Below are 26,484 nucleotides of genomic sequence, written 5' to 3' on the forward strand. Positions count from 1 at the left end.
GAAATAAGCCATGGCGAAGAAGAAAACCGATACAGAAGCACCAGCAACGGAAGCTGCTGCAGCGCCTGCTGCTGAAGAAGCCAAAGCCGAAAAGGGCAAAGCGCCTAAAGCTGAGAAGCCTGCCAAGGCTCCCAAGGCCAAAGCAGCCAAGTCTGATGAAGTCCCTGCTGATAAAGCTGCTGCGCCAGCAGCAGAATCACCAGCAACTGCTGCTGCAGAAGGAGTTTCTGCGGAACCCACCAAAAAGCGCGGTCGTCCTGGCGTGCCTCCTCGCCGAGGCAAAAAGCTGCGTGCGAAGATGGGCACGATTGCCAATGAAGCATCGAAGCTCGGACTGGTAGATTTCAAGAAAGCTGTCAGCTTTTTGAAGACTCACAAACGCGTGAAGTTTGATGAAACTGTTGAAGTGCACATGGCACTCGGTATTGATCCCAAGCAAAGTGATCAAATGGTCCGCGGCGCTGTACCACTGCCTCATGGTCTGGGTCGCAGCAAGAAGGTGCTGGTTTTCACCCAGGGTGAGAACGCAACCAAAGCCAAGGCAGCCGGTGCTGACTTTGTTGGTGCGGATGACTTGGCCAAGAAAATTACCTCAGAAGGTTTCACTGATTTCGATGTTGCCCTGGCTACTCCCGACATGATGGGTGTGGTTGGTCGCCTTGGTAAGGTGCTTGGGCCACGTGGCCTGATGCCTTCACCCAAGGCTGGTACCGTGGTGACTGGCGATATTGCTGCTGCCGTGAAGGAATTCAAGGCAGGCAAGGTTGAATTTCGGGCCGATGCAGGTGGCAATGTTCATGCTGCTGTCGGCAAGCTGAGCTTCGATGAAACCAAGCTCGTGGAGAATATTACCGCTTTTGTGGAGAGTGTGAAGGCAGCCAAGCCTGCATCCTCCAAGGGGCATTTCATCAAATCGCTGACGTTGTCCGCTACCATGAGTCCTGGTATCGGCATCGCAGTTGTTTAATACATGAGCTGTAAGCGATCAGGGTTCCTGATCGCCTTGCTGTGAAGGCGAAGGATATGAGTAAGCTTATCAAGCAGATGCAGATGGATGCGTTGAGCCAGTCGATTGGGGAAACCCGCGATATGGTTCTGCTCAACATGAGTGGCGTCCCTGCCAAAGACGAAAATGCCATGCGACTGGCGCTTCGCAAGAAGAATGTCCGTTTGCAACTGGTAAAGAATGCCCTGGCACGACGCGTGCTCAAGGACAAGGGCTTCAGTGGCCTGGATAACTACCTCAATGGCCCCACGGTAATTGCACATCCCATCCAGCAAACGGGTGGCGGGGTTTCTGAAGTAGCCAAGGAACTGGAAGCCTTCATCAAGAAATTCAGCAAGCAGATCTCAGCCAAGATTGCTGTTGCCGAAGGTTCGCTGGTTGATTTTGCCACTGCCCGAAGCATGCCAACCCGTGCGGAGGCATTGTCTACGGTGGCATCGGCCATCCTCGGACCAGGAAAGCAACTGGCTGCTGCGATGGTAGGCCCCGGCCGCAAGCTTGGTGGTGCTATCAAGAGCCTGGAAGAAAAAGGCAAAGCATAAGACAAAAAGTCCTGAGTGCTGAGTGCTGAGTCCTGAGTAATTCGATTCAGCGTTTGGCAGGCAGGCAAGTGATGTTGGGTGAAGGCTTCTATTCACGTGACATTGCTTGGTAAGTAACCCGACAGGCAGAGGTGATATTCTGATCGTGTTCTCAGCACTCAGGACTCAGCACTCAGCACTTTAAGACAAAACCGAGCGCGAAAGGAAAAGAACTATGTCCGTAGATTTAGCCGCAATGGCAAAACAGATTGCCGACCTGACACTGGCCCAGGCTGTAGAATTGACCAAGATTCTGAAGGAATCCCATGGCATTGAACCAGCTGCTGGTGGTGCTGTCATGGTAGCTGGCGCTGGCGCAGCTGCTGGTGGTGGAGAAGCCAAGGCCGCCGAAAAGACTGAATTCACTGTCAGTCTGGATGACGCCGGTGCTCAGAAGATTCAGGTCATCAAGGTGATTCGCGAAATCACGGGCCTGGGTCTGAAGGAAGCCAAAGATCTGGTTGACGGCGCTCCCAAGCCCGTCAAAGAGAACATTGCCAAGGATCAGGCAGAAGATTACAAAAAGAAACTCGAAGCTGCTGGCGCCAAGGTTTCGCTGAAATAGGCTGGAATCTGGTAAGCAGATGGGAAATCAAGAAACGGCCTGGAATTCCCTTCATGGGGGTGTCCAGGCCGACTTTTCTGTTTATAATTGAATTATGGCCTTGACAATCCGTGTGAATGTGATGCGCAACATTCATCAAAACGGGTGTCGTTTTCTTGCAGGATGTTCCAACCTTGAAGCATATCATGCTCAGCGTGCAGGTCGCCTTCGTCCCGCGCCCACTATCGGTACGCGCGATTTTACCGCGTACTTTACCGGCGCAACATTCTCGACGGGAGAGAGTCACCTCTCCCAGAACATCTTGATACTCCGGCTGTAATATTCACTTGGATTATTTGCTCCTGAGCAAGCACCTCTTATTACCAGATGTTGCAGCAACAGGAAAGAGCAATCAGGCAGGCAGCCTGGTTGTTTTGATGGATTGATGGTCTCGGCCTATTTGGCCTCGACTCCCTGCCTCCCAAATCAGGAGCCGAACAGATGCCTGTTACTTCACAACGCTATTTCATCCCAACCTCGGTTCGCAACTTTGGTCGACGTGGCGATGCCATTGATGTACCCCCGTTGAGCGATGTTCAGTTAAAGTCGTATGATCGTTTTCTTCAGGTGGATAAGTCTCCTGAAAAACGCGAAAGCATCGGACTGGAGGGAGTGCTCCAGGAAATCTTTCCCATCGAAAGTTACGACAAGTCCATTCGGCTGGAATTCCTCCGCTATGAACTGGGCAAGCCACGCTATGATCCGGACGAATGTCGCAAGCTACGCCTGACCTATGGTCGGCCATTCCGAGTCTGGCTGCGTCTGGTGAAGGAGCAGCCTGTTGAAGAAGAAGTCTATCTGGGCGATATGCCCATCATGATTGGTGGTGGCGAATTCATCATCAATGGGGCCGAGCGTGTGGTAGTTAGCCAGTTGCATCGCAGCCCCGGCGTCGATTTCACCATTGACGAAGACACTGGTGATCGGCGCATGCATGCCTGCCGCATTATCCCTGAGCGAGGCAGTTGGATTGAGATCAATGTGACCAAGAAGGAAGCATTCCACGTTCGCATCGATCAGTCGGGCAAGTTCCCTGCAACCACGCTGCTGCGAGCAATGGACCCAGCCTATGGTTCTGAAGCCGATATCATCAAGGCATTCTACCCAGTAGAAAAAGTCAAAGTGAATGCAGACTCGGCCAAAGCTCTGGTGGGCAAAACCGTAGTAGGCGACGTAGTTGACAACCAGACAGGCGAAATTCTGGTAGACAGCCGCAGTGAACTGACAGAACGACAGGTGGATATTCTGCTGGCGTCCAAGATTCATCACATTGAAGTGCTGGGCGCTGTCAAGGATAACGTCATCCTGCGAACGCTGCATGAAGATCCTACCAGTTCCCACGAAGAAGCTTTGTTGAAAATCTATCAACGACTTCGTCCGGGTAACCCTCCACAACTGGAGAAGGCCAAGGAACTTTTCAAGGAAAAGTTTCTTGACCCCAGCCGTTATCGACTCGGGCGAGTTGGTCGTTTCCGCATCAATCGCAAGTTCGAACAGAATGTGCCTGAATCGGAAATGTGCCTGCGACCGATTGATCTGTTGAATTCGATTCGCTATCTGCTCAAGCTGCGAAACAAAGAAGGCATCATTGACGATATCGATCATCTCGGCAATCGCCGGTTGCGAACGATTGACGAACTGGCAGCTGATGAACTCCGCAAGGGTTTCTTGAAACTGCGACGCACGGTGCAGGAACGCATGTCGATCAAGGATCAGCAGGACATGACTCCTCGCTCCCTGATCAATCCCAAGAGCGTTTCCGCTGCGATTGAATACTTCTTTGGTCGTGGTGAACTGAGCCAGGTGGTGGATCAGACCAATCCGCTGTCGCAGTTGACCCACGAACGCCGGTTGTCAGCTCTGGGACCAGGCGGCTTAAATCGCAAGCGTGCCGGGTTCGAAGTGCGCGACGTGCATATTTCGCACTATGGCCGCATCTGCCCGATTGAAACGCCTGAAGGCACCAATATCGGTTTGATCTCCAGCTTGAGCATCTATTCCAAGGTGGATGACTATGGCTTCCTGATCACGCCGTACCGCAAGGTGAAGAAGACCAAGATCACCGAAGATGTCCTCTGGCTGCGTGCTGATGAGGAATCGAAGGCGATTCTCGCACCGGCTGATGCACCTTCCGAAGGGGATAAGCTGGTGGAGAAAGTCACTGCTCGACAGGGGGGTGAGTTCCGCGTCATGAACTCGGAAGAAGTGGAATACGTCGATGTTTCGCCTCGCCAGATGGTGGGCGTATCGGCCGGGCTTATCCCGTTCCTCGAGCATGATGATGCGAATCGTGCCCTGATGGGTTCGAACATGCAGAGGCAGGCTGTGCCGTTGCTGGTGACGGAAGCACCAATTGTAGCAACGGGTATGGAAACCGAAGTGCCTCGCTATTCAGGCATGGTGCTTCGTGCGGAAAAGAGCGGTCATGTCACCTACGTGGATGCTGAGAACATCCGCATTGATGACAAAGACTATCCGCTGCGGAAGTTTTATGGCCTGAACGAACGAACCTGCCTCAATCAGCGTCCAATCGTGAAGATTGGGCAAAAAGTCAAAAAAGGTCAGATTATTGCTGACTCAGCAGCTACCCGCAACGGTGAACTTGCGCTGGGTCGCAATGTGCTGGCTGCGTTTGTTTCCTGGGACGGGTACAACTTTGAAGATGCGATCATCATCAGCGAAAAACTGGTGAAGGAAGACACATTCACCTCGATTCATATCGAGGAATTCGAAATTGAAATCCGCGAGACCAAGCTCGGCAAGGAAGAGTTCACTCGAGATATTCCCAATGTATCTCCCAAGATGCTGGGCAATCTCGATGACAATGGCATCGTGCAACTCGGGACTTTTGTCAAGCCAGGCGACATCCTCGTTGGCAAGGTTTCGCCCAAGAGCAAAAGTGAACTGACTCCCGAAGAGAAACTGCTTCATGCCATCTTCGGTCGTGCCGGTGAAGATGTCAAAAACGATTCGCTGGAAGTGCCTTCCGGTATTGAAGGCATTGTCATCTACACCGAACGCTTCAGCCGCCGTTCATCCATGACGGATGAAGAGCGCAAGGCAGTGGACAAGCAGGAAAAGGAAATCCACAAGAAATACGATGCCCTGATTGCCAACCAGTTCCGTACTTTCGTCAGCGAAGTGCTGGAAATCCTCGACAAGAAGGAACTGAAAGATCCTGTTCATCACAAGCCATTCGGCGTTGATAAGGATGACAAGGTGGTAGTGGAGCAGGCCATCAATTCGATATTCCGCAAGCCGGAAGGTCTGAAGTTTGATGACCTCGATATCCGCAGCGCAGAGAAAAAGAGTGCGGTGGAAGACAAGTTCGACCATCACCTGGAACGCCTGGTGTCTCTGAACGATGAAAAGGAGCGCAAGCTCAACAGCCTCAAGCGAGGCGATGAACTGCCTTCCGGCGTACAGCAGATGGTGAAGGTGTACGTTGCCACCAAGCGAGTCATCTCGGTGGGTGATAAGATGGCCGGTCGCCATGGCAACAAGGGTGTGATTTCCAAGATTCTGCCCGAAGAAGATATGCCATTCCTGGCGGATGGAACCCCGGTGGACATCCTTCTCAATCCACTGGGCGTGCCAAGCCGTATGAACGTAGGCCAGATTCTGGAGACACACCTCGGGCTGGCAGCACACAAGCTCGGCTTTAAGGCAGTGACGCCAGTTTTTGATGGCGCCACCGAAGAGGAAATCAAGGAATGCCTCAAGGAAGCTGGCCTGTCAGTAACGGGCAAGTCCAAGCTCTATGATGGCCGAACTGGCGAAGCTTTCGAGCAGGCATCCACGGTTGGTTACATCTACATGATGAAACTTCATCACCTCGTTGATGACAAGGTACACGCACGAGCCACTGGGCCTTACTCACTGATCACGCAACAGCCTCTGGGCGGTAAAGCCCGATTCGGCGGACAGCGTTTCGGTGAAATGGAAGTGTGGGCGCTGGAAGCTTACGGCGCTGCCTACATCCTGCAGGAACTGCTCACTGTAAAATCTGACGATGTTGAAGGGCGCACCAAGATTTACGAATCGATGGTCAAGGGAGAAAACACCCTGGAAGCAGGCACCCCTGCCAGCTTCGACGTGTTGACCAACGAAATTCGTGGCCTTGGTCTGAACATGCAACTGATCAAGAAGAGATTGTAATAGCGATGACGCTGCCCTGCCTGGATCATCAGGCAGGAAAGATTAACCGGAACGACAAGACAACTTTTACCTTCCGACCCTGGGGGAGGACAGCACATGACAGCAGCCCTGACGCCACCGCCGGCGCCTGTTTCAGCAGATACCAGCTATGATCGCATTAATGACTATTCCGCAGTCAAGATCACGCTTGCCAGCCCCGCTGATATTCGCAGCTGGTCCTTTGGCGAAGTGAAGAAGCCTGAGACCATCAACTATCGAACCTACCGCCCTGAGAAGGATGGCTTGTTCTGCGAACGCATCTTCGGCCCTGAAAAGGACTGGGAATGTACCTGCGGCAAATATCGCGGTATGAAATACAAGGGCATGATCTGCGACCGTTGCGGCGTGAAGGTGACTCATAGCCGGGTACGCCGCAAGCGCATGGGGCATATTGAACTGGCCAGCCCGGTGGTTCACATCTGGTTCTTCAAGTCGATGCCAAGCCGCCTGGGCAATCTGCTCGACATGAAAACGGTGAATCTCGAGAAGATCATCTATTACCAGGAATACGTCGTTGTCGATTCCGGTGGCACGCCACTCAAGGAAAAGACACTGTTGACCGAGGAAGAATACCGCAAGGCCCGTGAGCAGTACGGCGGAACATTTGACGCAGAGATGGGCGCAGAGGCCGTCAAACGGCTGCTCGAACGCCTGGATCTTGTAACTCTCTCGAGCCATCTTCGTGAAGAGATGCTCAAGGATGGCAACAAGGGCAGTAAGCAGAAGCAGAAGGATTTGACCAAACGACTGAAAGTGGTTGAATCACTGCGCGACAGCGAGAACAAATCGGAATGGATGGTGCTGGAATGCATTCCGGTCATTCCGCCAGATCTGCGTCCGCTAGTGCTGCTCGATTCAGGCAACTTTGCCACGAGCGATCTGAATGATCTCTATCGCCGCATCATCAATCGAAACAACCGATTGAAAAAGCTGGTTGATCTGAACGCGCCGGAAGTGATCATCCGCAATGAAAAGCGCATGCTGCAGCAATCGGTCGATGCATTGTTTGATAATGGCCGCTGCAAGCGACCAGTGCTCGGCTCCTCCAATCGCCCGCTGAAGTCCCTGACCGATATGATCAAGGGCAAGCAGGGTCGCTTCCGCGAGAATCTGCTGGGCAAACGCGTTGATTACTCGGCACGATCAGTTATTGTGGTTGGTCCGGAACTCAAGCTGCACCAGTGCGGTTTGCCGAAGAAAATTGCATTGGAACTGTATCAGCCTTTCATCATCCGCAGGCTGAAGGAACTGGGTTATGCGGATACGATCAAGTCAGCCAAGCGCATGCTGGAACGCAAGGCAGATGAAGTTTGGGATATTCTGGAAGAGGTGATCAAAAATCACCCGGTTCTCCTGAACCGTGCGCCTACGCTGCACCGTATGGGTATCCAGGCGTTTGAACCGACGCTGATTGAAGGTAATGCAATCCGTATTCACCCGCTGGTCTGCAAAGGATTCAACGCCGATTTCGATGGCGACCAGATGGCGGTTCACCTGCCACTATCGATCGAAGCCCAGGTCGAAGCCCATGTGCTGATGATGGCAACGAACAACATCTTCAGCCCGGCCAATGGTCAGCCGATTATTTCACCTTCGCAGGATATCGTCATGGGTTGCTACTTCATGACAGCAGCCCGTGAAGGGGAACTGGGGCAGGGCAAGGTGTTCAGTAGTCCCGGTGAAGTCAGTCTTGCTTATGCACAACATAAAGTGGGGCTGCATGCGAAGATCAGTGTGCGTCTGCCCATCGAAAAGAAGGTTCTGACCGATGTGAACGGCAAGCTGGAACTGGCAACTCGTTCCCACAGCGGCCTGGTGCAGACTACGGTAGGTCGAGTGTTGTTTAACGATATTCTCAATCCGCACATGGCCTTTTATGATCTTGCATTGTCAAGCAAGGCATTAGCCCGCATTATTGCTGACTGCTATCAGTTGATGGGGCGTCGTGAAACCATTGATCTGCTCGATCGCATGAAGGAGACCGGCTTCCGCGAATCTACGGTTTCCGGTCTCTCGTTCGCCACCGATGATCTGCGTACTCCCGATAACAAGGAAAACCTGATCAGGAATGCGGAAAAGGAAGTGGAGAAGATCAATAAAAGTTACCAGCGCGGGTTGCTCACTGAGGTTGAGCGTTACAACAAGATCATCGAACAGTGGACTCGCGTGCGCGAAGAACTGACCCAGCAGATGATGAAGGAACTGAAGGATGACCATCGAGGCGGTCAGCAGTACCTGAATCCAATCTATCTGATGGCTCACTCGGGTGCTCGAGGTGGTGTGGAGCAGATCAGGCAGTTGGCTGGTATGCGTGGCCTGATGGCCAAGCCCTCCGGTGAAATTCTTGAAACTCCGATCAAGGCCAATTTCCGCGAAGGTCTCTCAGTACTCGAGTATTTCAGTTCGACCCACGGTGCCCGTAAGGGGTTGGCTGATACGGCCCTCAAGACTGCTGACTCGGGATACCTGACCCGTAAGCTTTGTGATGTCGCTCAGAATGTCGTTATCACCACCCATGATTGCGGAACCACACAGGGCATTACCAAGGGTGTGAGCTACAAGGGCGAGGAAGTGGAGCGTGCGCTGAGTGAAATCATTCGCGGACGCATCTGCCGCCACGACATTCGCGATCCGGTGAGCGATGTCGTTCTCGTTCACGAGAATGAAATGATCACGACAGACAAGGCCCGCAAGATTGAATCGCTGGGTATCGACAAGATTCAGGTTCGCAGCCCGATGACCTGTCAGACATCGCTGGGTATTTGCCGACTTTGTTACGGCATGGACTTGGCCACTGGTGCTCTTGTCGAAGAGGGCATGGCTGTCGGCGTCATCTCCGCACAGTCGATTGGTGAACCGGGCACGCAGCTTACCATGCGTACTTTCCACATCGGTGGTGTGGCGATCACGAAAGATCTGGGCGAATCGCAGCATAAGTGCAAGAAGAGCGGTACACTCAAGTTCTCACGCATCAACGCAGTCACTAATGATCAAGGCATTTCGATTGCCCTGGCGCGTAATGGTGAAATTGCGATCATTGATGCCAAGGGCCGTGAAGTCGAGAAGTTCCCGGTGCCTAACGGTGCGGAACTGCGAGTCAAGGATGGTGAAACGGTCAATGCCGGAACCATTCTCTGCAAGTGGGATCCACACGTGACACCCATTCTCTCAGAAAAGGGTGGTAAGATACGCTACGAGGATATCAAGATCGGCGATACCGCACGCGAAGAAACCGATGCAGGTGGTTCTCGCCGTCTGATCATCATGGAACACAAGGGTGATCTGCATCCCAGTATTGTGGTCGAAGACAACCAGGGTGCAATCCTCGACGTTTACTTCCTGCCTGAAAAGGCTCACGTGGAAGTGACCAATGGTCAGCAGATTTCTGCAGCCACGGTGCTGGCCAAGACCCCGCGAGAAGGTGGTGGAACGCAGGATATCACCGGTGGTCTGCCTCGAGTAACTGAACTGTTTGAAGCCCGCCGTCCGAAGGACCCTGCGATTATCGCAGAAGTCTCTGGCAAGGTGGAGATTGCGGTCGAGCGGACCCGTGGCAAGCGAAAAGTGCTGGTTACCCCCATGGATGAAAAGGGTAAACCTATTGGCGACCCGGTGGAACACCTGGTGCCTCAGGGCAAGCCGATGCGTGTGCATGGTGGCGACTTCGTTCGTGAAGGTGAGCCGCTTTGCGATGGTCCGCTGGTGCCACACGATATTCTGCGTGTCAGTGGGACCGAAGCTCTGCAGAATTATCTGCTCCGGGAAATCCAGAGCGTGTATCGCAGTCAGCGCGTGGAAATCGATGACAAGCACATCGAAATTACGCTGGCCCAGATGCTTCGCAAGGTGAAGGTGGAATCGGTAGGTGATACTCGTCTGCTGCCAGGCGCTGTCATCGACAAGTTCATCTTCCGTGAAGTGAACGAACGCCTCAAGAAGTGTGTGAAGGTGAAGAATCCTGGCGATTCCAACTTCAAGGAAAATGAAGTGGTGGATAAGGATACCTTCCAGCAGGAAAAGGCACGTGTGGAAGAAGAGGGTGGAAAAGTACCTACATCCACCACACCATTGCCTGCATCCAGTTCCACTCAATTGCTGGGCATTACTAAGGCTGCAGTGCAGTCGGAGAGTTTTATCTCGGCAGCCAGCTTCCAGGAAACCACGAAGGTTCTGACTGAAGCTGCTCTGGCTGGCAAGCAGGATCGACTGGTGGGGTTGAAGGAGAACGTGATTCTCGGCCACCTGATTCCTGCAGGCACTGGATTCAAGGTTCATCAGGAAGCTGAAGTGAAAGTGAATCCAGCGCTGGGAATTTCGCAGGCCAGCTTTGCACCACCGCCCAAGGTGCGACCTGTGCAGACCACCGAACCGGTGGCTGCCGTGGAATAAACATCACAATAGGGGAAACACCATTTCGGTTGTGTTTCCCCCAGTTGCTCAAGTGAGAGAACAACCTCATTCATGAAATGCTAGAGCAAAAATAACTTTTGCCTGATACTTCATGAAACTTACTTGACGCAGCACAGATACTCGCTAACATCCCATTCTGTCCTTAGAAAACATGAAGCGATAAAAACAGCATGCCGACGATTAATCAACTCATCAAGAAGCCACGCAGTGTGCAACGGAGCAAACCGAAGCACCCAGCGATGCAGGGCAATCCCGCCAAACGCGGTGTGTGCCTGCAAGTCAAAACGATGACCCCGAAGAAGCCGAACTCCGCTCTCCGCAAGGTGGCACGTGTTCGCCTTTCCAATGGCATCGAAGTTACGGCCTACATTCCTGGTGAAGGCCACAACCTGCAGGAGCACTCGATAGTCCTCGTCCGAGGCGGTCGAGTGCGTGATCTGCCGGGTGTGCGTTATCACATTGTCCGAGGAGTCCTGGATACCCAGGGCGTCGCGGACCGGAAACAGGCCCGGTCCAAGTATGGGGCCAAGAAGGCCAAGAAGTAACGCCCTCCTGACATCGGTTTGGATTTCCTATTAGTCGCCAGGGCAGCTTATCATGCGCGAGTGCATCGTTGAACTCTGCTTTGCATGTTCGGAATGTAATGAAGCCACCGGCGCTACAGTCCACTGTAGCGGCAAGGGGATGAAGGATTGGCCTCGCAGCCATGCTGCAGCCCATATCCGCTGTCCACATTGCGGTACGGCTAATAAGATAGTATTCTGCATCGGATCCGGGCAAGTGGCCGATGTCAGTCCCGTTGAGGACTTTGTACCACGAGCCACCGTACCTTCTCGCAATTAAACTCGAACGGAACCATGGCCTCCAAGAAACGTACCGCCGGCCACGCTATGCTGGCCCCTGATCCCATCTATGATTCGCTTCTTGTCACCAAATTCATCAACTGTCTGATGTGGCAGGGGAAAAAGTCCATCGCGCAGAAAATGTTCTACGACGCCATGGATCAGATCAAGAAACGCGCTGGCGACGGCAAGGAATTTGAAATCTTTGAAGTTGCCGTCGAAAACGTGAAGCCGACGCTTGAAGTTCGCTCCAAGCGAGTCGGCGGCGCCAATTACCAGGTGCCCATGCCCGTGAAGCGCGAACGTCAGCAGAGTCTGGCAATCCGCTGGCTGATTGCTGCCTCTCGCGGCAAGAAGGGCAAGCCTATGTATCAGAAACTCGCTGACGAATTCATGGCCGCTTATCGCCGTGAAGGCGAAGCCATGGCCAAACGCGAAACCACCATCAAGATGGCCGAAGCCAATAAGGCATTCAGCCACTTTGCGTGGTAAGCGATCAGCGGTCAAAAATTATGATGATGACAGCCCACAAGTCTCTTACTTGTGGGCTTTTGCTTTCACATTAAGAGCAGTTTTCTAAGATAATGATTCGCACATTTTTGAAATTATTGCTAACAGCATTGTGCTGATAGCTGACCGCTGAAAGCTGATAGCTCCTATGAAACCTGATCTGACGAAATTCCGAAACCTTGGCATCATCGCCCATATTGATGCTGGCAAGACGACGACCACCGAGCACCTGCTCTATTACAGTGGGGCGATTCATCGGCTGGGTGGCGTCGATGAAGGTACGACCACGACCGATTGGCTTGAAGAAGAACGAGAACGTGGCATCACCATTCAAAGTGCCTGTGTGCCTCTCACCTGGGCCGGGCATACCATCAACCTGATTGATACGCCGGGGCATGTGGATTTTACAGCCGAAGTGGAACGTTCGCTGCGGGTATTGGACGGCGCTGTCCTGGTAATTGATGCTCAAAAGGGTGTCGAAGCACAATCTGAAACCGTCTGGCGGCAGGCTGATCGCTACAACGTGCCACGCATGATTTTTGTCAACAAGATGGATGTCGTCGGCGCTGATTTTGATGCTGCGGTGAACCAGGTGAAGGAACGATTGCACTGCAGGCCAATACCCATCACCTGGCCTGTGGGGCAGGGGTCGATCAAGGATAGTCCCAATCCCTTTAAAGCTGTGATCGATTTGCTCACGATGGAATATTGCGAGTTTCTTCCCAGTACGGCAGGTCGGCCTGATGGCAAGACGGTCAAACGCAGTCCCATACCAGATGAACTGAAGGCAGATGCCCATGCGGCACGTGAGAGGCTCTTTGATGTTCTTACCGAAAAAGACGAAAAGGATCTCATCACCAGCAAGATTCTGGAAGGTCAGCAGCCTGACTTGAACGATATCATCACTCTGATCAAGCAGCGTACGCTGGCTGGAGATATTCAACCCACGCTGTGCGGTTCAGGCCGTGAGCATATCGGCATTCAGATTTTGCTTGATGCGGTGATACGTTACCTGCCCAATCCGCTGGAAAAACCACCTATCACCGGTTTTAATCCGAAGAAAAAAGTAGAAGAGAAACGCAAGACCAGTTTCGATGAACCCTTTGCTGCTCTTGTCTTTAAAATTCAAGCTGATGCACATGGCGAACTCTATTATCTCCGCATCTATTCCGGCCAGGCGAAGTCGAATAGCCGCATGCTCAACCCCGGGCGAGATGCCAAGGAGTTCATGACCAAACTCTATCACGTGAAAGCTGATCCGGGAGACAAGATCGAAACGCTGGAGATGGCGTTTGCTGGCGACATCATCGCCGTCACCGGACCGAAGGAATCAATCACGGGTGATACGCTGTGTGATCCGAACCATCCCATTCTCCTGGAACGGATTAAGTTTGCCGAAACCGTGGTCAGCATGTCCATCGAGCCAGAGAGTTCCGCGGACAAAGCCAAGCTGGAGCAGACGCTGGCTCTGCTGGCGAAGGAAGACCCGACTTTCCGCTGGGGGTTGGATACGGAAACCGGGCAGACGCTCATCAGCGGCATGGGCGTGTTGCATCTGGAAGTGAAGTGCAATAGGTTGCGTAACGACTTCCGATTGAAGCTACGGGTAGGCAAGCCTCGTGTCAGTTACCGTGAAACCCTGAAACAGCCTCGCCGCATCTGGGGTGAACTGATTCGCACGACAGGCACGCCGATTTTTGCACGGGTGGAACTGGAAGTCAAACCCATCGACAGTGGCTACCGCTTTAATAACAAACTGCCTGCCGATAAGTTGCCGCCGTTGTTCGTTGCTGCAGTGGAGCAGGGGATCAAGGATGCGCTTACCTCTGGCGAAGTCGGCTATCCAGTCATCAACGTGGAAGTGAATCTGCTGGATGCCGAGATGAAAGAAGTGGAATCGACCGATGTGGCATTCCAGGGTGCGGCCAGCCATGCTGTCAACCAGGCCGTACGGGATAATTCCATTCTGTTGGAACCTGTGATGAAGCTGGAAGTAACGGTACCCGATACTTATCTGGGGCCGGTGCAGACCGATTTGAATGTGCGACGGGCATTGATTACGGATACGACGTTCAAGGGTAATATGGTAACGGTCACCGCCCAGGTGTCGTTAGCGAAGGTGTTTGATTATTGTGATGCGGTTCGGAGTGTCTCGCAGGGTCGTGCCAACTACAGTCTGGAACCTTCAGGGTTCCAGGAAGCGCCGCTGGAGGTGAGGCGGAAACTGCTGGGATTGGATGAATAGTGTTGTTGTCATCCCGCTCGATCGTGATGACTACAAACCTGAAAGATAGCTGCTTAATTCTTCACCAGCCGCCACATCAACCGGCGCCTCGCCTCGTTTGAAGACCCTGGCCGGGGTGCCAATCAGCTTCACATGTCTACCGTCGCAATCGAGGATGCCGCCTTCCCAGAGGCCGATGACTGGGGTGGCATTTTCTTCGTGAAACTCACGTAAGCGATCATCGCGGGTTTCGCCGAAGTGAGCGTGATAGTTGCCTGCCGTATCCTGATAGCTCATGGCACCTTGCACATAATGCGGATTCACCTGGAAAGGCACTAACCCTAATGCCTGCAATGTGGGTGGTTCCACAATAGGCATATCGTTGGTCGTTTTGATGCTGGGGCAGGCGATGTTACAACCGGCGCTCACTCCCAAGTATGGTAAACCGCCTTTGACCTTGGTGCGAATGACATCGATCAGTTGCAGGTCATAAAGCGTTTTAAGCAGTCGGAAAGTGTTGCCTCCGCCGACGAAAATGCCCTCTGCGTTCCAGACAGCTTTGACCGGATCGGGCTGCAGGTGCAGAGGCTGAATCTCATAGCCTGCGTCGAGTCCTCGTTGTAACAGCGTTTGCACGTACTGATCATGGTCTTTGAGGGCATAGGGTACAAAGAGCAGCTTGCGAATTGTTCCGAAATGAGATTTCATGGTTTGCGAGAGAAGAGCAATACGCTCTGGAGTCCGAAAGCCCCCGCTGCCAAGGAGTACGCGCATGGATGTTCCTGCCAGATGGAGAGTATCAGCTTGCCATAGAGCGACCGATGGTGCAATGGTTTTGGTGGCTATTTTCTGGGAGCACTGGGATAACTGAGTGCAAAACAACAGGTCATGCAGGTGAAAAATTATTCATTCTTCAACTTCTTACCAGATGTTGCAAGGTTCTTGTTGCAATTGAAACGACAAGAAAATAGGCTGTTAAGGACTGACGTTACTGACAGTTTTACCGCCAACGCTCAGGAAAACTGACACTGACAGTCTGGATGCGCCGAATAATAGTGCAGGATAGCACAGCCAGCCTTTCTGTATGGTAGGCTTATGCAGACCAATCTGCTGGGAGAAACGACCCTATGACCAATCGTTTTGTACCTCAATCCAATTACCAACGCATCATGTTATTATCGTTGTTCTGCCTGGGTTTGATCACCTGCACCACCGCTGGCACACCAGGTAATGAAGCACGGGAAAACAATCCCAAGATTGAGTCTATTCGCAATCTGGAACAGAAAACCATCTCATTGGCCCCCCCCCTGGTTCAGGCTACCGTCGGCCTGAGCATCGTTCGGGGCATGGGGGCTGGCAGTGGTGTCATTGTCAGCGAAGATGGCTTGATTCTAACGGCAGGTCACGTCGTACCCGCTCCAGGCGAAGAAATGATTGTTCATTTTAGTGATGGCAAGCGCGTTCGCGCCAAGGCCCTGGGGGCAGATAAGCAGGTTGATGCAGGCCTGGCACAGATTACCGAAAAGGGCAAGTACCCATTCGTGAAGATGGGGAAATCAGCCAACCTGAAAAAAGGCGACTGGGTGATGGCTATTGGCAACCCCGGTGGTTATCGACCTGATCGCAAGCCGCCGATTCGATTAGGCCGGATTTTGAGCCTGCCTCACCGCGATGCCGGGGCTTTGTGGATTCGGACCGATGCCACGGTAGCCCCCGGCGATTCGGGTGGCCCGCTGTTCAATATGGATGGCGAAGTGATTGGCATTCACAGTAACATCAGCCCTGATACCACTGAAAACCGTCATGTAGCTGTGGACGACTTCACCAAGCGCTGGGATGCGATGATGGCCAGTAAGGTTTCCGGTCGCATGTTCAGCAATGGTGCGGGCAGCAGATCGCAACTGGGCATCAAGCCTGAAGATAAGGATGGCAAGGTGCGCATTGCCGAAGTTTCGAAGAACAGCGGGGCAGCCAAGGCAGGTCTTCAGGTTGGCGATATCATTGTTAACATTGATGGTAATGACATCAATAAGGCAGATGATGTTTACAATCGACTCCGTCGTAAACGATCCGGCAATGAAGTACGGTTGCTGGTCCTGCGAGATGGAGAAGAGAAGGAAATCACTGCCAAGATGCAGGAAGGCCCACGTACATTCGAGAACCCCTCGGAAGAACTGGAAGCATTCCTGAAAAAGCATGGCTACCAGAGGCCTGACGGAGTTTGGGAGTACGAAAAAACTCCGGAAACGGAAGAGGAATACAATGCCATTATGGCCAAGGCAGTAGAACGCCGCAGGAAAGCGTTTCAAAGTGGTGGCGAGTTGCAATTGGATAAGGAGGATGCCAAGAACTCTCCCAAGCTGGTAGAAGCACTTTCTTCGATCACCAAGCCTATCACCAAGAGCCTGGTGAATATTTACAACGGAGTGGATGGAGCCTTTGAAGACAAGCCGAGTATTCTGGGTACTATCATCAGTAAGGATGGTTACATTCTTACCAAGGCCAGCGAATTGAAGAAAGAATACTACTGCACCATCAATGGCAAGGAATATGATGCCAAGCTGGTGGGCAAGAGTGACGAATACGATCTGGCGTTGCTGAAGATTGATGCGAAGGATCTGGTACCCATAACCTGGGCATCACAGTCCGATCCTACTCCTGGCGCCCTTCTCATCAGCCCGACGCTGGATACGAAGGCTGAAAAGCAGGTAGCTCTGAGTATCGTCAGCAATACGACCCGCGAAATTGGCAGCAGCATTCCAGCTAATCGAGCTGTTCTGGGAGTAACGTTTGACAATATATCCGAACAGCCACAACTGAGTTCAATCACCAAGAATGGTCCGGCCGATAAAGCTGGCATCAAGTTAGGCGACGTGATTGTTTCAGTGAACGGCAAGGAAGTTAACAGCCGTGAAAAAGTGCAACAGATGCTGAGTAAGATGAATCCAGGCGACAAAGTAACTCTGGAAATCAAACGCAAGAATCCTAAGGAGGAGAAAGAAGAGACGCTGAAAATCGAGGTCAAGCTCGGTTCACGCAGTGAAATCTTTGCTAACCAGGCTCTAGGACGTGGTAGCGATTTCCAGACCGCCCTGTTTGAGCGTGCTGCCGGCGTGAGCAAGCGTAAGGATGATTTCCCGGAAGCTTTGACTCACGATGCAGCGCTTCGTTCACAGCAGATGGGTGGCCCGCTGTTGAACCTGGCAGGGCAGGCTATAGGCCTCAATATCGCCCGGTTCGATCGCACCTGTTCCTATGCAATAACCTACAAGACCCTTCAGCCTCTTATTGAAAAGTTGAAGGAGGGGGACAAGAAGAAAGACTGAGAAACAACTGATGAACTGAAGCAACAGGCTGGCATGGGCTAGCCTGTTTTGCTTTGAGATAAATTTATCAACGATTCTCCTGTGAGCCGATAGACGGTCCATTCATCATTCGGCCGGGCACCCAGTGATTCGTAGAATCCGATGGCGGGTTTATTCCAGTCGAGGACGGCCCATTCGAGTCGGCCACAGCCACGCTCCATTGCGAGTTTGGCGAGTGTTGCCAGCAACTCTTTGCCATGCCCCTGGCCCCGGCATTCAGGTTTCACGAACAGATCTTCCAGATAGATGCCGGGCTGGCCCAGAAATGTGGAGAAGTTATGGAAGAAGAGTGCAAACCCGACTCCGACGCCATCCTGTTCAGCGATGATCACTTCTGCATACGGTCGTGGGCCGAAGAGATGCTCGTTCAGTTTTGCTTCTGAGAAGACGACATCCTGGCTGAGTTTTTCGTATTCAGCCAGGTCGCGAATAAGTTGAGCGATGAGGGGTAAATCGTCGGGGGTGGCTTGTCGGATCATGGCTTTCTCGTTTATTTCGTCGTAATTCTTGTTGGTGCAAGTTCGGTATCTTTCTGCAGGTATCTGACTCCCATCCACCAGAGTAATCCACTGACGACGATGAGGCCTGAGATGATGAGGAATGCGTTCTTCAGGCTACCAGTGGTTTCTGCAAGGAAGCCGATGATGGAAGGGGAGATTACATCGCCGAAAGTGTGGATGACCAGAATGCAGATGGCCACCGCCATCTGTCGCATGGAGGGATGTACCACATTGGCAAGGATGGTATTGGTAGGCCCGGTGTTGAGAAACAAACAACAGATGGCCAGGAAGATGGCGTACCAGGCATACTGTAAGGGCAGGTAGAGAACAGCCAGGAAAAAGAGGAAGCCCAGGAACATACCGACGGCAGAGACCAGGAAATAGGCGCCGCTGTACTTCTTCTGCAAGCGATCAGCCAGCCAGGCACCGAACATCGTGGACAGCAACCCAGAAAGTATAATCACGATCCCCATCTTTTGATTGATGGGAGCCAGCGCCTTTTCTTTCTGTGCATCATCCTGAAGGTTGATGCCGGCAACAGCTCCTTCGTCTACTTCGCGTCCGAGCATGTAATCGGGCATCCAGTTGATGATTCCACCCATGACGAAGGTCATGGCAGTCATGCCGAGTACGCAGTAGACAAACGAGCGGGTTTGCAGGATGAGCTTGTAATCAGCCCAGGTGGGTGGGAGTGGCTTTTCAACGACTCCTCCATCCACTTCTCCCCGTTTGGGTTCACGCATGAACAGGCAGAGAAGCGCCAGCACCAGACCGGGCCACAACATGAAATGGAAGGCATTCCGCCAGCCCCAGTGTTCGAGAATATAACCAGCCACCAGGAAGCTGAGGGCAGAGCCAACGGGAATGGCGATGTAGAAAATCGCAATGACTTTGCCTCGAAGCCGCAGTGGAAACATGTCAGCCAGGATGGCCGGTGCCGCCGGACCATAGGCTGCCTCACCAACCCCGACCAGGCAGCGAAAGAACAGCATGGACCAGAAACCTGTTGCGTACCCACTGGCCCATGTGGCAACACTCCACAGTAGGATGCCCAATACGATGATTCGCCAGCGAGAATAGCGATCACTCAGCCAGCCAAAGAGCGGAGCGAACAGCATGTAGGTGACCATGAACACGCCGAACAGTATCCCCAGTTTCGTCTTGGGAAAGTCTTCATGGGCTAACAGTTCTGTCTGAACTACAGGCCCGACCGCTGCGAGAGTGTAGCGATCAACATAGTTCAGCATGTTGATGATAAACAGTAGTGCCAGAGTCAGGTAAGCGCCCTTGACTGGATTGCTTTGAGAGGCTGCTGCAGCAGGCGATGTCATAATCTGCCTTCATGTGGACTAAGTTGATTGTCTGGTTATCAACTCTGGAGGCGTGTTTGTCAACCAAGTAATAGCGTCAACTGACAATTCGGTTTCTTTTCTGGTTCTGAACTATCTTCATACTCATCAACGCAGCAATTGGTTTCCACCAGTTTCGCCAATGGGCTTGCTCTTCTGGCTTCAGGTAAAGTTTGAGGAATCTCAACAGATCGGTTCTGCTGGCTGAGAGTGATGTCAAGGCACTCAATGCCAGCCGGGCCAGGTCTTTCTTTTTTCTGCTGTTGCTCAGCCAGCGTGAATGAGAGACGCCGCGCAGGTCGATCAGGTATAAATCGGGCGAAGCCTCTTCAGCTTGTCGGACCAGGATATTGATGACTTTCAAATCGCGATGCGACATGCGAAACATGTGGAGCCTTTGAACTAAATCGGCAAGTTTGACCAGGCATGACTGACGTTGTTGATCACTGGCCTGGCTCCAGTAGTCGCCCAGGGAAACAGTCTGCTGCAGATGCTCCATGATGACATAGCTCATTTCCAGCCTGCCGTGCCTTCGTTTTTCAACAACAGCGAGCGGGCGGGCCGTGGGAATCTGAGCGGTTTCCAGGCGATACGCCATACGGTAACAATGGTAGGCGGGAGATCGTCGATAACGGCTCAGCCAGCGGTCGGCGGCATGTCGAGGCTTGAACTGCTTGACCACCACAGACTGTTTCCCGGCAGGCAGGACTGCAACCATCCCATGGCGGGACACTTTGAGGATAGTGGACCTGGGATGGTGGATTTGCAGGGCTGGATCGAAGAGGAATTCATTAAGCCAATCGGCAGGAAGTTTGCGGCTGGCCCAGGCATGGAAACGCCGGACACTCTGTTCATAAAAATCACGGTTGGCCTTGGTGTTGCGATTGGCCCGATCATTCCAGATGTAATAAATCTGTTGGTGCACTTTCTGATGCAGTTCGGCAAGGAATACGCGTTCTTCTTTCCGCTCGAAATGAAAGCCGCTGGCACGCCGCAATTCGACCCAGGCACGCAGGCGATCGTGTGCGGTTACTTCATACCAGAACGTATGGCTTAAAAGCACCAGGGCATTCAGGAAGGACTTGCGATCACAGGGCGGTAAGGTCCCAACACTGTAGGGATCGATCAGGTACCAGATCCTCTGGCCCAAATCATTGCGGTGCAGGAGGATATTACCGGGATGTAGATCGTGATGGTTGATCCCTCCCTGGATGATCTGGGCGATGAACCGTGCCATTTCCGTCATAAGCAGACGGCATTCGCGATGTTGTCCCGCTTGTTTCCATGCTGTCCAGTGTAGCTGAAAATATTGTTGCAATGGTTGAGCGTGTGGAATTTCTTCGGTGATAATGTAGCTGCCATGCACGGGGTGTTTGCCAACGGCGACCGGTTTCACGGTGGGGACAGAACGTTCACGGAGCACGAGGGTGCGCTGCCATTCAATCCATGCCTTGGCGGAACGGATCCATTGCCTGATACGCGAGAGGAAATCCTGTTCAGGGTAGTATTTCACAAAGATCGATTTATCGGGCAACCCCACACGATAAATGGTACGGTGTTCGGAATCTTTGATGATTTCGACATTCCCGGCCCGGGTCCATTCCTCCAGACGCAGCCCTTCTTCGCCGAGCAAATGCTGCTGCCAATCGGGATCGACCACCCAACGCTCTGTGCCGCAGTCAATCTGTTTCCAGGACGTGGAACTCATGCAGCATTCCTGTTGGTGGAGTTATTCTGAAGCGTCTCAGGTTTTTCAAGCTGTAACGCGACCTTCCAGCGATTGATGAGTTGCGTGGTGCTGTATTGCTGTTCCACCTGCTGTCTGCCTCGCTGGCCCATCAGCTGTCTGAGTCGAGGCTGGTGCGTTAACTTTTCAATGGCCGCGATCCACTCTTCCGCTGTCGTAGCCCAGTAGCCATGCTGTTCCGGCTCGACCATGGAGCGATGAACGCCGACGGGAGTGGTGATGACTGGCAAACCAGCAGCCTGGTACTGGAGTACTTTCAAGCCGCATTTACCGCGATTCCATGAGTCGTCAGGCATCCAGGCAATGCCAATATCGCAGGATGCCAGCAGCGATGCTTCGGTCTCCATGGACCAGGAGTGCGGTATGATTTTTACTTCAGGCCATTTTGGGAAGCGGTCACATATCAGATGAAATTCCAGGCTTGGAAATGCCTGTTGAATGGCAGCCCACAGAGATCGCTGCTGGGCAAAGACTTTCAATGTGCTGGAGGAGCCGATCCATGCCAGACGGATACCGAGACCATTGCGCTCGTGTTGTGCCAGTGGATAACGGCTGACATCGACACAGGTGGGCATGATTTTGATTTTGGAATGGCTGGTGAACTGGCTCGCATATTCGGCCAGCCAGGCGTTGCCTGCGAATACCTGGTCAGCAGCCTGTACCATGGCTTTGAAGCGAGCCTGACGGCGCGGCGATTCAGGTTGATGATGGAGAGAATTTCGCTGAAAGAAGGCATCGTCAAAATCAAAAATGAGCTGTTTACTGGCACGACGGAGTAATGGTACTTCCCAGGGGGACAGAAGTCTGCGCTGCACGATCACCGTGCTGACCCGTTTCAATTCATGGTACAGCGACCAACGGCCCCAGGGAGTCTTGGGCATGGTCTGTACGCTGAACCAGTGCCCTTCCATACGCAGAGCAGCCCGTACCGGTTCGATACGGTATCGGAGGCAGGCGTGATGCAGTTCTTTGCCGAGTGTAATGAGATTCATGAGTCGCATCCATGCTTCATGAAACGGTGTAATCAGCGACGGCGTGACAGGGCACGCTCGATGTCGCGTTTAGCATCCTTTTGCTTGAGTGTTTGCCGTTTGTCGTGCAGTTGTTTTCCCCTGCCTACAGCAAGCTCGAGTTTCACTTTGCCATCCTTGAAATACATCTGCAAAGGGATGAGGGTGAAACCTTTCTGCTGGGTCTTTTCACCGAGCTTGTTGACTTCACGTCGATGCAGCAGGAGCTTGCGAGGCCGTTTGGGTTTATGGTTGTTGTAGGTGCCCTCTTTGTATTCGGGGATTTCGCAGCCAATGAGCCATAGTTCGTTGTCATCGAGGCGGGCGTAGGCGTCTTCCAGCATGGCTTTGCCTTCACGCAGGCTCTTCACTTCGGTGCCGGTAAGAACCAGTCCCGCCTCCACTTTTTCGATCAGCTCATATTCATGAGTAGCGCGACGGTTGCGGCAAATCACTTTGATGTTCGATTTAACTGCTGCGGCTTTACCGGCCATACGCTTCTCCCGGTGGGCAGTGTAGCAGAGAAGTGAAGGGTGAGGGAAGGGCAGTCTAGGCCAGGTAATCACGCCAAAGTAACTATGAAGTGGATGGGCACGGTTAGCGTGAGTACACGCAAACCGTGTCACCCGACCCGAATGCTTATGCAGTATTACTGAGGCGCTGTTCCAGTGAGGTCAGCCAGCCTTCGATCACTTTATTGGCAGCGCCTTTTAACAAGCCTGATGGCACCAGCTTTAGCAAGCCGCCTAACTCCAGTACCTGGGCCTGCCATTGCAGTAACGTTTCATTTTCGACTTGAGACAGGTTGAACGAGGCACTGACTTTCATGGAAGTGCCAATGCCTTTGGAGATTACTTGTAGCGTTGCATGCGTGGGTGGTGTAGCAACCGTTCGGTCGATGGTGGTTTCCAACTCACCCTTTACGAAACTCAAGTTCGGAGCAACGACCACGACTGCATGGTCTTCTTTCACTTCCTTAACAGTTTTTATGTCAGGCAGAGTTTTGACGAGATTCTGTAAATCTGCCAACTCAGAATAAAGCTGTTCACTTGGAACTGCTATTCTCTTTTCGCCTTGAAGCTGAATCATGCGTTATGCCCTGATGGCAATGAACAACTCTGACATTTTGATGCCTAATCCGAGGCAGATTTTGTAGAGTGTTTCGATAGATGCTGAGTTTTTACCCAGCTCAATCTGTGACAGGTAGCCCAGTGAAACCTTGGTACGATCAGAAAGTTGAGCCAGCGTCAAATCCATGCCTTTACGACGTTCACGAAGTACTTTGCCCAGGTTCTCACGCAAGGCATCTTCGGACATTCTCAGAATGCCTTTTGATTCCAGGCAATGATGAACCGTTTCACGGAGTTTGTTGATATCGAACGGCTTGGTGATGTAATCGTAGGCTCGGGCACGCAAGCTGCTAAGTGCACTATCAACGGACGGATAACCAGTCATGACAATGACGCTGGCATCGGGTTGATTCAGCTTAACCTGATCGAACAGAGAGTTCGGATCAATGCCCGGCAGGACATAATCCATAATGATCAGGTTATAGTTGCCATTCCGCAGGGCAGCATCAATCTGATCGCGTTGATTGACAGTATCAATGGCAAAATGAGGTTGTGCCAAAGCTCGTTCGATGACTTGGCAAATAGCTGCTTCATCATCAATGACTAAAATGCGCACATCAGCTGGACAGTAGAACAGTTGATGGGTAGATTCGCCTACAGCTTCGGTGACAGTTCCATTATCAGAATTGAATTTTGCGCGTTTGGACCAAAGATCGAACATGGGCAACCTCACGAAATTTTTTGAGAATATTCATAGCAAGTGAACATCCATAATTAATCATATAGTTGCAATTCAGCTTTGACAAGAAGTTAATGTTATCAAGTCGATTTATAATCTCCAATTTAAGGTACTATTAAGATAACGATAAAATCGCCAAGCGAGAGTACGCGGCGGTACCATTACTTTCACTTTGCCCATAACGCCTGGGTGAATGGCTGGAGAAAGTTCATCCAGATTGATCGTCACCATGAAATGCTGGCTTTGCGGACGTTCCACCTGACGTTGTTCTGATTCAAGTGCCTTGGTTTCGGTAGCAACATCGCCGCCGTACTTGGAAGAAAGCTGATAAGGGATTTCCGCCGTTTCCTTATTGGCGATGCTGGTGATATGGCCTTTCCAGTAGTTGTACCCCAAGCCATGGATACGTAGCAGGGCTTCATCATTTTCCTGGATCAGGTCTTTATCAGAAGGTTCAACCAGAAAAATGGCTCGCAGTTTAGTGACATCGCCCACGATACATAGCTCAGTGCCTCGTGGAACATGGTTGCCCAGTTGTTCCTTGGGGATGAGCTTCATGACGGTGCCATCCTGTGGTGCACGCAGCACAAGACGTTCCTGCTGCTTGCGGAGCAGTTGCTGATTATGCTCCATCTTGTCGAGTTCACCCTGAGCTTTGACCAGCTGATTGCTGATAGGGCCAGCCCGGCTGCCACTGGATTGCTGCTGTTGAATGAGAGATTGAATCTGTTTCTTCACCAGGGGAATCTGATTCAGTGTCAGTTCATAATTAATGCTGAGATCAAGATTCTGGAAGCGGGCGAGAGGCTGACCTGCTTTGACCGTTTCACCGTCCTTGACATACAGTTCAGCCAGGAAATTGCCTTCATCTTCGACTACGACTGATCGCTGATACATGGGGTCAGGCTGAACCAGCGTGGTGGCTTTCACCCGCATGGGGAAAGGGATCAGCATGAGTGTGGTAAGCACGGTGACCAGCACCACCGAACTGATGATAACACGTGCCGGTTTCATATCTGGTATTCTCCCACGTCGGTGTATGGACTTTCCGAGTTTGTACAATGGCATGCCAAGCATGGCAGCAAGGGAAATGGTGCCTAGCAGGTAACTGATCGAGCCAAGCTTATACGGCTCCAGGAAGGTGTACATGAAGCCGAGAATGCTGAATGTGATGAGCCAGCGATAAAGCCAGCTCACAATGGCAAAGGTGACAAACAGTATTTTCCGGTTCAGAGTCATGTAGGGTTGCGGAGGCACTTCGATGCCCAGGCAGTATTCCTGAACTACTTCGCCCAGATATTTGTTGGCTTTTTCACGGAGGTTGGGAATTTCAAGCCAGTCGGCCAGCACATAATAGCCGTCAAAACGCATTAACGGATTGGCATTGAAAACAAAGGTGCTGATGCTGCAGACGACCATCAGGCTCATGCACATGTTGTTCACAAATGTGCCATTGTCGGTAGACCACCAGACAAAGGTAGCCAGAGCTGCAATCAGCAGTTCCACGTAGATGCCCGCGGCGCTGATGACGATGCGCTGCCATTTGCTGGGCAGGGTCCAGGCATCGGAAACATTACAGTACATGCACGGCGAGAAGACGAGAAAGAGCAGGCCCATCTCATGCACTTCACCGCCAAAGGTTTTACATGAAAGCCCATGCCCGAATTCATGTATCACTTTGACAGCACCGAGGGCTACCCACAGGTAGGCCATGGTTTTCAGCGTAAAGAACTCGTGATAGGCGGGCATCTTGGAAACAAAAGTGTTCCAATGGGTGGCCACCAGCATGACGGCGCCCAGCATGACCATGATCGAGAGAAACAGGAAGAATCTGGTAAAAATGAACCCGAACAGGGGGACCATCTTCTCCAGAACGCGATCAGGATCAAACAGGGGAATCTTGATGTAGAAGATGTTCATGAACGACTGCATGATCTTGCGATTGCGTCGTTTCTTGTAACGTGTGAATAACTGTTTGCCTGCACCGGCATTTTCGTTTTGTGCCAGCCCCGCTTGTAACAACTGGCTGGTAAAGGCTTCCAGATCTTCCAGCGTCAGGCGTTCGGGGCGAAATTGCAGTTCGAAGGCTTTCTGCGCGTCGTCGAGAGTACGTGCCCCGTCCATATAGTCGAGCAGAAACCGTTCATGTTCCTTGAAGCGATAGTAGCGCAGTGAAACAGGATCTTTGACGACGTAAAAGGTTTTGCCTTCGTATTTATGCTTGCCGATGTGCAGATCCGGACGCAGTCGTACCCGCACCTTCTTGCGGCGTTCGAGCTCGGAGATTTCTCCCAGGTTCAGCGTCGGATTCATCTATTCCGTTTCCTGAA

18 protein-coding genes are annotated in these 26,484 nt (G+C 52.2%); 9 read left to right on the plus strand and 9 right to left on the minus strand.

Translation table 11 applies throughout. The features are described 5' to 3' along the window. The first annotated feature begins 10 nt into the window (after positions 1 to 10). From JNJ77_00500 to fusA, 8 genes are all read left to right on the plus strand, one after another. Positions 11 to 967, plus strand: a complete 957-nt coding sequence (locus JNJ77_00500; GenBank protein ID MBL8821034.1) for a 50S ribosomal protein L1 — start codon at positions 11 to 13, stop codon at positions 965 to 967. Positions 968 to 1,023: 56 nt separating this feature from the next. After that, positions 1,024 to 1,548 (plus strand): 50S ribosomal protein L10, encoded by a 525-nt coding sequence (gene rplJ / locus JNJ77_00505; protein MBL8821035.1) that lies wholly within the window; start codon positions 1,024 to 1,026, stop codon positions 1,546 to 1,548. 214 nt (positions 1,549 to 1,762) lie between these two features. Next, positions 1,763 to 2,152 carry a 50S ribosomal protein L7/L12 gene (gene rplL, locus JNJ77_00510; GenBank protein MBL8821036.1) on the plus strand — a complete coding sequence of 130 codons (390 nt, stop codon included), beginning with the start codon at positions 1,763 to 1,765 and terminating at the stop codon, positions 2,150 to 2,152. A gap of 480 nt (positions 2,153 to 2,632) precedes the next feature. After that, positions 2,633 to 6,349 (plus strand): DNA-directed RNA polymerase subunit beta, encoded by a 3,717-nt coding sequence (gene rpoB / locus JNJ77_00515; protein MBL8821037.1) that lies wholly within the window; start codon positions 2,633 to 2,635, stop codon positions 6,347 to 6,349. Between the two features lie 96 nt (positions 6,350 to 6,445). After that, on the plus strand, positions 6,446 to 10,777 hold the full coding sequence (gene rpoC / locus JNJ77_00520) for a DNA-directed RNA polymerase subunit beta' (protein MBL8821038.1): 4,332 nt from the start codon (positions 6,446 to 6,448) through the stop codon (positions 10,775 to 10,777). Positions 10,778 to 10,968: 191 nt separating this feature from the next. After that, on the plus strand, positions 10,969 to 11,343 hold the full coding sequence (locus tag JNJ77_00525; protein ID MBL8821039.1) for a 30S ribosomal protein S12: 375 nt from the start codon (positions 10,969 to 10,971) through the stop codon (positions 11,341 to 11,343). 312 nt (positions 11,344 to 11,655) lie between these two features. Continuing rightward, positions 11,656 to 12,132 (plus strand): 30S ribosomal protein S7, encoded by a 477-nt coding sequence (gene rpsG, locus JNJ77_00530; GenBank protein MBL8821040.1) that lies wholly within the window; start codon positions 11,656 to 11,658, stop codon positions 12,130 to 12,132. Positions 12,133 to 12,298: 166 nt separating this feature from the next. Continuing rightward, positions 12,299 to 14,395 carry an elongation factor G gene (gene fusA, locus JNJ77_00535; protein ID MBL8821041.1) on the plus strand — a complete coding sequence of 699 codons (2,097 nt, stop codon included), beginning with the start codon at positions 12,299 to 12,301 and terminating at the stop codon, positions 14,393 to 14,395. 30 nt (positions 14,396 to 14,425) lie between these two features. Here the strand turns inward: fusA and pepE are convergent, their stop codons facing one another. Then, a complete protein-coding gene (gene pepE, locus JNJ77_00540) occupies positions 14,426 to 15,148 on the minus strand; it encodes a dipeptidase PepE (GenBank protein MBL8821042.1) in 723 nt (240 codons plus the stop codon). Positions 15,149 to 15,501: 353 nt separating this feature from the next. On the opposite strand from pepE, the gene JNJ77_00545 reads away from it, so the two are divergent. Then, positions 15,502 to 17,700 carry a trypsin-like peptidase domain-containing protein gene (locus JNJ77_00545; protein ID MBL8821043.1) on the plus strand — a complete coding sequence of 733 codons (2,199 nt, stop codon included), beginning with the start codon at positions 15,502 to 15,504 and terminating at the stop codon, positions 17,698 to 17,700. Between the two features lie 38 nt (positions 17,701 to 17,738). Here the strand turns inward: JNJ77_00545 and JNJ77_00550 are convergent, their stop codons facing one another. The 8 genes from JNJ77_00550 to JNJ77_00585 all read right to left on the minus strand — a co-directional run bounded on the left by JNJ77_00550 (position 17,739) and on the right by JNJ77_00585 (position 26,467). Next, positions 17,739 to 18,218 (minus strand): GNAT family N-acetyltransferase, encoded by a 480-nt coding sequence (locus JNJ77_00550; GenBank protein MBL8821044.1) that lies wholly within the window; start codon positions 18,216 to 18,218, stop codon positions 17,739 to 17,741. A gap of 11 nt (positions 18,219 to 18,229) precedes the next feature. Continuing rightward, positions 18,230 to 19,570 carry an MFS transporter gene (locus JNJ77_00555; protein MBL8821045.1) on the minus strand — a complete coding sequence of 447 codons (1,341 nt, stop codon included), beginning with the start codon at positions 19,568 to 19,570 and terminating at the stop codon, positions 18,230 to 18,232. A 76-nt stretch (positions 19,571 to 19,646) separates the two neighbouring features. Next, the gene (locus JNJ77_00560) at positions 19,647 to 21,296 is read right to left on the minus strand and encodes a hypothetical protein (GenBank protein MBL8821046.1); all 1,650 of its coding nucleotides are present in this window, start codon (positions 21,294 to 21,296) and stop codon (positions 19,647 to 19,649) included. Beyond that, on the minus strand, positions 21,293 to 22,327 hold the full coding sequence (locus tag JNJ77_00565) for a glycosyltransferase family 4 protein (GenBank protein ID MBL8821047.1): 1,035 nt from the start codon (positions 22,325 to 22,327) through the stop codon (positions 21,293 to 21,295). Before JNJ77_00565 ends, JNJ77_00560 begins: the two co-directional genes overlap by 4 nt. Positions 22,328 to 22,359: 32 nt before the next feature. Continuing rightward, positions 22,360 to 22,839: an SsrA-binding protein SmpB gene (gene smpB / locus JNJ77_00570; protein MBL8821048.1), complete on the minus strand. Its 480-nt coding sequence runs from the start codon at positions 22,837 to 22,839 to the stop codon at positions 22,360 to 22,362. 145 nt (positions 22,840 to 22,984) lie between these two features. After that, positions 22,985 to 23,434: a hypothetical protein gene (locus JNJ77_00575; GenBank protein ID MBL8821049.1), complete on the minus strand. Its 450-nt coding sequence runs from the start codon at positions 23,432 to 23,434 to the stop codon at positions 22,985 to 22,987. Between the two features lie 3 nt (positions 23,435 to 23,437). After that, positions 23,438 to 24,136, minus strand: coding sequence for a response regulator (locus JNJ77_00580; GenBank protein MBL8821050.1), 699 nt, complete (start codon positions 24,134 to 24,136; stop codon positions 23,438 to 23,440). A 108-nt stretch (positions 24,137 to 24,244) separates the two neighbouring features. After that, the gene (locus JNJ77_00585) at positions 24,245 to 26,467 is read right to left on the minus strand and encodes an efflux RND transporter periplasmic adaptor subunit (protein MBL8821051.1); all 2,223 of its coding nucleotides are present in this window, start codon (positions 26,465 to 26,467) and stop codon (positions 24,245 to 24,247) included. Positions 26,468 to 26,484: the final 17 nt, after the last annotated feature.

The sequence above is a fragment of the Planctomycetia bacterium genome (genome assembly GCA_016795155.1).
Lineage (GTDB): Bacteria > Planctomycetota > Planctomycetia > Gemmatales > HRBIN36 > JAEUIE01.

Bases quoted from the DNA above. Each gene is read 5' to 3' on its own strand.
- JNJ77_00500 (MBL8821034.1), top strand. From the start codon at position 11: ATGGCGAAGAAGAAAACCGATACAGAAGCACCAGCAACGGAAGCTGCT.
- rplJ (MBL8821035.1), top strand. From the start codon at position 1,024: ATGAGTAAGCTTATCAAGCAGATGCAGATGGATGCGTTGAGCCAGTCG.
- rplL (MBL8821036.1), top strand. From the start codon at position 1,763: ATGTCCGTAGATTTAGCCGCAATGGCAAAACAGATTGCCGACCTGACA.
- rpoB (MBL8821037.1), top strand. From the start codon at position 2,633: ATGCCTGTTACTTCACAACGCTATTTCATCCCAACCTCGGTTCGCAAC.
- rpoC (MBL8821038.1), top strand. From the start codon at position 6,446: ATGACAGCAGCCCTGACGCCACCGCCGGCGCCTGTTTCAGCAGATACC.
- JNJ77_00525 (MBL8821039.1), top strand. From the start codon at position 10,969: ATGCCGACGATTAATCAACTCATCAAGAAGCCACGCAGTGTGCAACGG.
- rpsG (MBL8821040.1), top strand. From the start codon at position 11,656: ATGGCCTCCAAGAAACGTACCGCCGGCCACGCTATGCTGGCCCCTGAT.
- fusA (MBL8821041.1), top strand. From the start codon at position 12,299: ATGAAACCTGATCTGACGAAATTCCGAAACCTTGGCATCATCGCCCAT.
- pepE (MBL8821042.1), bottom strand. From the start codon at position 15,148: ATGCGCGTACTCCTTGGCAGCGGGGGCTTTCGGACTCCAGAGCGTATT.
- JNJ77_00545 (MBL8821043.1), top strand. From the start codon at position 15,502: ATGACCAATCGTTTTGTACCTCAATCCAATTACCAACGCATCATGTTA.
- JNJ77_00550 (MBL8821044.1), bottom strand. From the start codon at position 18,218: ATGATCCGACAAGCCACCCCCGACGATTTACCCCTCATCGCTCAACTT.
- JNJ77_00555 (MBL8821045.1), bottom strand. From the start codon at position 19,570: ATGACATCGCCTGCTGCAGCAGCCTCTCAAAGCAATCCAGTCAAGGGC.
- JNJ77_00560 (MBL8821046.1), bottom strand. From the start codon at position 21,296: ATGAGTTCCACGTCCTGGAAACAGATTGACTGCGGCACAGAGCGTTGG.
- JNJ77_00565 (MBL8821047.1), bottom strand. From the start codon at position 22,327: ATGAATCTCATTACACTCGGCAAAGAACTGCATCACGCCTGCCTCCGA.
- smpB (MBL8821048.1), bottom strand. From the start codon at position 22,839: ATGGCCGGTAAAGCCGCAGCAGTTAAATCGAACATCAAAGTGATTTGC.
- JNJ77_00575 (MBL8821049.1), bottom strand. From the start codon at position 23,434: ATGATTCAGCTTCAAGGCGAAAAGAGAATAGCAGTTCCAAGTGAACAG.
- JNJ77_00580 (MBL8821050.1), bottom strand. From the start codon at position 24,136: ATGTTCGATCTTTGGTCCAAACGCGCAAAATTCAATTCTGATAATGGA.
- JNJ77_00585 (MBL8821051.1), bottom strand. From the start codon at position 26,467: ATGAATCCGACGCTGAACCTGGGAGAAATCTCCGAGCTCGAACGCCGC.